This window comes from Empedobacter sp. GD03861, assembly GCF_029840885.1.
GTDB lineage: Bacteria > Bacteroidota > Bacteroidia > Flavobacteriales > Weeksellaceae > Empedobacter > Empedobacter falsenii_B.
Genome location: NZ_JAOCDJ010000007.1, coordinates 132,658 through 138,840, shown reverse-complemented (window position 1 = coordinate 138,840; position 6,183 = coordinate 132,658). Strand labels below are relative to the sequence as shown.

The window sequence follows — 6,183 nt, the reverse complement described above, 5'->3', positions numbered from 1 at the left end:
TATTTATATAATTGAATTCATTTCTCCAATTGTAAGCAAAACGATCGTCTCCTATATCAGCTTTACTTCCACCTGTACCACGGTTTTTAGAAACAAAAGCCAAAGGGGAAACGAAACTTTCAAACTGATTTCGGTTATATCTCGCTCCAAAAGTGGTTCTAAAAGTTAACTTTTCAGTTAAGTCTGCCTCTAAAAATCCAGAACCGAAAAGCCTAAAATTTCTATATTCTGCATCAGTATATTTCATTTGATCCAAAACTGGATTTTGTAAAATATTTACATTTGAATTGTATATAGGAGCGCCTGTTTCATCTAATTTCACATTTCCTGCTTCATCCAGCTCATAAACAGATGCGTATGGATAATTTAAATAGATATTGGTAAAAGGACTAGAAAAATTATACACGTCCGATGGTAAATCTCTTTTTGTATAAGCTCCATTAATATCAATACCGTATCGTAACCAATCTTTCATTTTTGATGAAATGTTAATGGAAGAAGTAATACGTTCAAAGCCTTTGTAAAACTCTACAGTACCATTGTCCTGATCATAACCTAATGAAAAAGATTGCGCTGTTTCGCCATCATTTTTATTGAAAGTCAAATAATGTGAACTAATTACACTTCTTTTAAAGATATCATCTTTCCAATTATGAGCATATTGAGACAATCGGTTAATTTCCTCTTGGCTTCTTGCTACACCTAAACCTAAACTACGCCCTGTTTCCAGATCTTTTAATTGACTTATTTCATTCTGAAAATTTAAAAACTGATGCCCATTCATTAGGTTGATGTTCTTAAATCCTAAATTTTCACCAAATCCTACACGTGAAGAATAAGAGATTACTCCTTCATTTTTTTTAGCGCGTTTTGTTGTGATTAGAATCACTCCATTTGCGCCTCGAGAACCATAAATAGCTACCTGAGAAGCATCTTTTAATACTTTTACTTCCTCTACATCATTAGGGTTTAAGGCAACAATATCCGCAGCAGACAAATAGGTTCCATCAACTACATAAAGTGGATTTTTAACACCACCATTCAAACCAATAGCTCCCCTTATCACAACATTTGCGTTACTGCCCGGCGCACCATTCTGTGCTTGAGAAGATAGTCCTGAAACTTTACCCGACAACAATTGATCTATCGAAGTTGAAGGATTTAAGTTTTTCAAATCATCACCTTTCAAGGTTGTTGTACCTGCAGATTGAGGTGCCTCGAAAATACTTTTTACAACAACTATATCCAAATCAATATTTTCTGATTTGGATTTCAAATCAATTATACCCAAATCATAGTGATCAACTTTATATTCTAAACCATTAATGATTAATATTGTTCCCAAAGGAAGATCGATTGAAAAATGACCATTTTCATCTGTATAAAATGTTTGGTCTTGATTTTTCACTTTTATTTCCACATCCTGTGATGGAAAACCTAATTCATCATTCACCTGTCCTTTGATCTGAGCATATGTTAGAGAACTTAACAGCAGCAGACCTATGAAACTTAACTTTTTTTGAGCTTTCTTCATTCATAAATTTTTATACTGCAAATCTCTATATTTAAAGAATATTATACTATAAAATATATTTTTAACACCTTGTTTTAGAAAATATTTCTGTAAAATAAAAATATTTATTGTGTTAATAATCGTTAAAATATTAAATAATTATTAAAATTTTAACATAAAATATAACAAATTATAAAACAATACAGGAATCTAATTAATCAAATGAAATTATCAGGAAGTAATAGCGAATAGAAAAAAAATCCTATTTTATTAAAGTCTATGGAATTAATAGATTTTAAAAATATAAATCATAGAAATTTGTTAAAACCGATCATAAAACACCTTACAAACTGTTAATCAATCACATAATTAAAAACGAAATAAATTAATGAATAAAACAATAATATATTAAAGATAATATTTTGGCGTATTTTAATAATTTTTAAAAAAAAATATTAATCACTCTCTTATCTGAGAATATAAATCTAATACATGTTTTTTAGCACAAAATCTCTTACCATTCTGTATAAATTTTATACTAATAGTAGAAAATTAAAAACTTTTGTTTCTAATTATCCTGACAAAAAAAGTTAGTGAATTCACTAACCTTTTTCGTTTTATCTCTTAATCTTTCTCTACACCTTGATTAATCATTCCTCCAGATTTCCCCATCGATTTCTCAATCTCCTTGTCATATTCTTCCTTGGTTACTTTCTTCGATTTATTTGGTATTTCTATTTTCCCTGCGTATGGTTTTAAATCAATTGCCGTAAAACTAACATTTGTATCCATATCACTTGTAAATGGTAATTTGAATTTAATTTTTAAAATTAAACCCGGTAATCCGTTAAAACGAGAAGGTCCGTCACGAAAAGGTAAATCTGGTGCATACCACGCTTCCACAGTTTGTGTAGAATTGGTATATATTGCTTTTTTTACTTTATATCCCAAAATCGTTGCTTCATCTTTACTCAAAATCCATGGAAAAGACTGAATTGAATCTTTAATAAACAACTTCGGTTTCATTATACTATTTTCATATAACTCTTTTGCATTGAAATCTTTAAAAATAGTTGCGCTTATATTAGTTGTCAATCCAAAAGAAGTTCCTCGATTTTGTTCATTATTGATCCGTTCAATTTCTGTAAAATTAGAATTTGTAGCATTTACAAATAACTCAAAATAATATCGTTTATTTTCTGAATTGACAAGCATTTCTTCCATTCTAGCAGATGTTTGTTTTAAATTACTTCTATCAAATTCTTGACGAACTTCATATTCTACACGAACAGCATCTTGGGCAAATCCAATTATTGGAAGTATTAAAAATAAATATTTTAGCATTCTATAGTGTTTATTATTCTACTAATATAGAAATAAAATTTAATTCATTTTAAATAATCATCAACATAATGAATATCATTCTTTAAGGTAAATAATCTTCGTAAATTAGCGTAGAGGTAAGATAAAAAGGCTTGTTGTATTGAATTTCAATAAAATATTAACTCAATAATTATTATTAATCATATATCATAAATATAATTTATAGTTTAATCTATATTTGAAATTGAAAATATATGGACAGTTTAAAATATCAGTCTAAATTTGCATCAGTAAAAGAGATAAAAACTATTATAAGTTTTATCTAATCGAGAAGTAAAAAACAAAATATAAAAAATTAAAATTATGTCATTAGTAGGAAAAAAAGCGCCTTTATTCACAGCGCCAGCAGTAATTGATGGAGACGAAATCGTAGAAAACTTTTCAATGCCAATCGGAGAGAAAAACATCGTTTTATTCTTCTACCCAAAAGATTTTACATTTGTTTGTCCAACAGAATTACACGCATTCCAAGCTAAATTAGCTGAATTCGAAAAAAGAGATGCTGTTGTAATCGCTGCTTCTTGTGATTCAGAAGAAACTCACTTAGCGTGGTTAAACACTGCAAAAGATAACGGAGGTATCGAAGGTGTTACTTACCCAATCGTTGCTGACTTAGCAAAAACTATCGCTATGGATTACGGAGTTTTAGCTGGTGAGTATGTTTACAATGAAGAAAATGATTCTTTAAAATTTGAAGGAGCTCCAGTTGCTTACCGTGGTACTTTCATCATCGACAAAAATGGTGTTGTTCGTCACGAAACAATCAACGATTTACCATTAGGACGTAACATCGATGAGTATGTACGTTTATTAGATGCAATTTTACACGTTGAGAAATATGGTGAAGTTTGTCCAGCAAACTGGGAAGAAGGAAAAGATGCTATGAACGCTACTAAAGATGGTGTAGCTTCTTACTTAGCTTCTCACTAAAAATAACTTGAAAATCTTTTGATTTTCAAAATTCACGAAGAGGCTGTCTAAAAAATTTGACAGGAGATTTTAACGAATTCATTTTCAATAAAAATCACTAAGCTCAACACTTAGACAGCCTTTTTTATACCCAATTTTTAACTTATAAAAATTAATAAAATGTTTGCAGAATTAGAACAAGATAACTTAGCACAAGTAGTTGCTGATAACAATATAGTAATTGTACAATATGGTGCTGGATGGTGTGGAAACTGCCGTTTAGTAAAACCAAAATTCAAAAAATTAGCGGCTGAATATGAAGGTCAAGCTGAGTTTTTATATGTTGATGCTGAAAAATTAGTAGAATCAAGAAAATTAGCTGAAGTTCCAAATTTACCAACTTTCGCGGTTTTCAAAGGAGGAGAAAATGTAGGACAAGTAACTGCGTCTAAAATTGATGCTGTAAAAGAATTGATCAATGAAGCTGCCGGTATTTAAGAATTTAGCAAAAAACGTTTCTATTGAAGCAATGGAAACAGCTTTAGAAGTTTTGGAAGTTTATGCTGATTCTCCAGCTGTAAAGGAGCCAGAACAAGAAGTAATTGGAGAAATGATTTCTAACATTTGTGGAGCTATGGAAATGAAGCAAATGATGAAAGAAGAAGGATTGGACGAGCGTACTGCTGCCAATACTTTTATGCAACGCGTAATGGGTTCGATTGATAAATAATTTTATCAATTAGTTAGTATAGAAAAAGGATTTCAATTGAAATCCTTTTTTGGTTTTATATAATTAATGTTGAATCTTATAAATAATCTTCAATATCACCCTTACCTTCACGTAAAACCTCTACTCCATCCGTCATATCAACAACAGTAGACGCAATATTATCTCCATAACCACTATCAATGACAGCATCTACAAGCTTCTCCCATTTTTCAAAAATCAATTCAGGATCTGTTGTATATTCTACAATTTCATCTTCATCATAAATAGAAGTTGAAGCAATAGGATTTCCTAATTTTTCGACAATCATTTGCGGAACAGCATGATCTGGAACACGAATACCAACCGTTTTTTTACCTTTGTAAGCGACAGGTAAATTGCGCGATGCATTCATGACAAATGTAAAAGGACCTGGTAAAGCGCGTTTCAAAATTTTGAACGTACTGTTATCAATCGGTAAAGTATATTGTGACAAATGGCTTAAATCATTACAAACAATAGAGAAATGAGATTTTTCAAGTTTAACACCTTTCAATCGAGCAAGTTTCTCCATTGCTTTAATATTCGTAATATCACATCCTAATCCATACACAGTATCGGAAGGATAAATAATTAAACCTCCATTTTGTAGAATCTTAACCACTTGATCAATCGCTTTTTCTTGTGGATTTTCTGGATGAATTCTGATATAATCTGCCATTTGTAAATCTTTATTCAAAGATACGAAATAGTTAACAATTCTTTTCGAAATCTATTCTATCTCCTAACCTTTAGCTAAACCTATTAATTTCTTAACTATTGTGACAAGTACCACAACCAATAATCCTGCAATCAAAGCAATCAAAGCTTCACTAATCATCATTGGAATTGCTGTAGGTAAATGGTGATGAATATAATCGATGTTATGAACAAATATCCCACCTGAAACCAATAAAAGTGCAACAGTCCCTACAAATCCTAAAATTTTAATCACAAAAGGTAATGCGTCAACCAAAAAATGTCCTAATTTAGAAACAGCTCCTTTGTCGTGTGATGCTTTTATCAGTTTAAAACCTGCATCATCCATACGAACAATTAAGGTTACAATCCCGTAAACACCAATGGTTGCTAAAATTGCAATAAACGAAACTGTAAAAACTTGTGTCAACATCGGTTGTTCCAAAACTGTACTCAATGCAATAATCACAATTTCTATCGAAAGGATAAAGTCCGTAATAATCGCAGATTTCACTTTTGATTTTTCCGAAACTTGTTTCTTATCTTCTACTTTATCTTCATGAATAACTTCTGAACCTTTTTTTGGACGGTGAAAAATAAACTCGATTATCTTCTCTACACCTTCAAAAGCTAAATAAAAACCTCCCAAAATCAAAACATATTTTATCACTTCTGGCATATAATGATTTAGTGTCAAAACAATTGGAACAATGATCAATTTATTGATAAAAGAGCCTTTTGTAATTGCCCATAAAACTGGTATTTCGCGCGAAGATAAAAATCCCGTTGCTTTCTCAGCATTTACAGCCAAATCATCTCCTAAAATCCCTGCTGTTTTACTCGCTGCTACTTTACTTGTAACCGCTACATCATCCATCAATGCTGCAATATCATCTAAAATTGCAAATATTCCTGAAGCCATATTATTGTTATT

At 30.7% G+C, this 6,183-nt stretch carries 7 protein-coding genes; 3 read left to right on the top strand and 4 right to left on the bottom strand.

Features of this window, described 5'->3' with window-relative positions; all coding sequences use genetic code 11:
* Positions 1–1,534, bottom strand: a 1,534-nt coding sequence (locus N5D03_RS06110) for a TonB-dependent receptor plug domain-containing protein (RefSeq protein WP_280051175.1), incomplete at its 3' end; no start/stop codon positions are given.
* A 603-nt stretch (positions 1,535–2,137) separates the two neighbouring features.
* Complete coding sequence (locus tag N5D03_RS06105; protein ID WP_125349305.1) at positions 2,138–2,857, bottom strand: GLPGLI family protein; 720 nt, start codon at positions 2,855–2,857, stop codon at positions 2,138–2,140.
* Positions 2,858–3,199: 342 nt separating this feature from the next.
* Between N5D03_RS06105 and N5D03_RS06100 the strand changes: the two genes are divergently transcribed.
* The 3 genes from N5D03_RS06100 to N5D03_RS06090 all read left to right on the top strand — a co-directional run bounded on the left by N5D03_RS06100 (position 3,200) and on the right by N5D03_RS06090 (position 4,535).
* Entirely contained in the window at positions 3,200–3,826 is a 627-nt protein-coding gene (locus N5D03_RS06100; RefSeq protein WP_038336698.1) for a peroxiredoxin, read from the top strand.
* Positions 3,827–3,985: 159 nt separating this feature from the next.
* Entirely contained in the window at positions 3,986–4,303 is a 318-nt protein-coding gene (locus N5D03_RS06095) for a thioredoxin family protein (RefSeq protein ID WP_038336696.1), read from the top strand.
* Complete coding sequence (locus tag N5D03_RS06090) at positions 4,284–4,535, top strand: hypothetical protein (RefSeq protein WP_280051174.1); 252 nt, start codon at positions 4,284–4,286, stop codon at positions 4,533–4,535. Before N5D03_RS06095 ends, N5D03_RS06090 begins: the two co-directional genes overlap by 20 nt.
* Positions 4,536–4,611: 76 nt before the next feature.
* On the opposite strand, the gene N5D03_RS06085 is transcribed toward N5D03_RS06090, so the two are convergent.
* Positions 4,612–5,232: an L-threonylcarbamoyladenylate synthase gene (locus N5D03_RS06085; RefSeq protein ID WP_219034359.1), complete on the bottom strand. Its 621-nt coding sequence runs from the start codon at positions 5,230–5,232 to the stop codon at positions 4,612–4,614.
* A 63-nt stretch (positions 5,233–5,295) separates the two neighbouring features.
* Positions 5,296–6,171: a DUF808 family protein gene (locus tag N5D03_RS06080; protein WP_280051172.1), complete on the bottom strand. Its 876-nt coding sequence runs from the start codon at positions 6,169–6,171 to the stop codon at positions 5,296–5,298.
* Positions 6,172–6,183 lie beyond the last annotated feature (12 nt).

Bases quoted from the DNA above. Each gene is read 5' to 3' on its own strand.
- N5D03_RS06085 (WP_219034359.1), bottom strand. From the start codon at position 5,232: ATGGCAGATTATATCAGAATTCATCCAGAAAATCCACAAGAAAAAGCG.
- N5D03_RS06095 (WP_038336696.1), top strand. From the start codon at position 3,986: ATGTTTGCAGAATTAGAACAAGATAACTTAGCACAAGTAGTTGCTGAT.
- N5D03_RS06100 (WP_038336698.1), top strand. From the start codon at position 3,200: ATGTCATTAGTAGGAAAAAAAGCGCCTTTATTCACAGCGCCAGCAGTA.
- N5D03_RS06080 (WP_280051172.1), bottom strand. From the start codon at position 6,171: ATGGCTTCAGGAATATTTGCAATTTTAGATGATATTGCAGCATTGATG.
- N5D03_RS06090 (WP_280051174.1), top strand. From the start codon at position 4,284: ATGAAGCTGCCGGTATTTAAGAATTTAGCAAAAAACGTTTCTATTGAA.
- N5D03_RS06105 (WP_125349305.1), bottom strand. From the start codon at position 2,857: ATGCTAAAATATTTATTTTTAATACTTCCAATAATTGGATTTGCCCAA.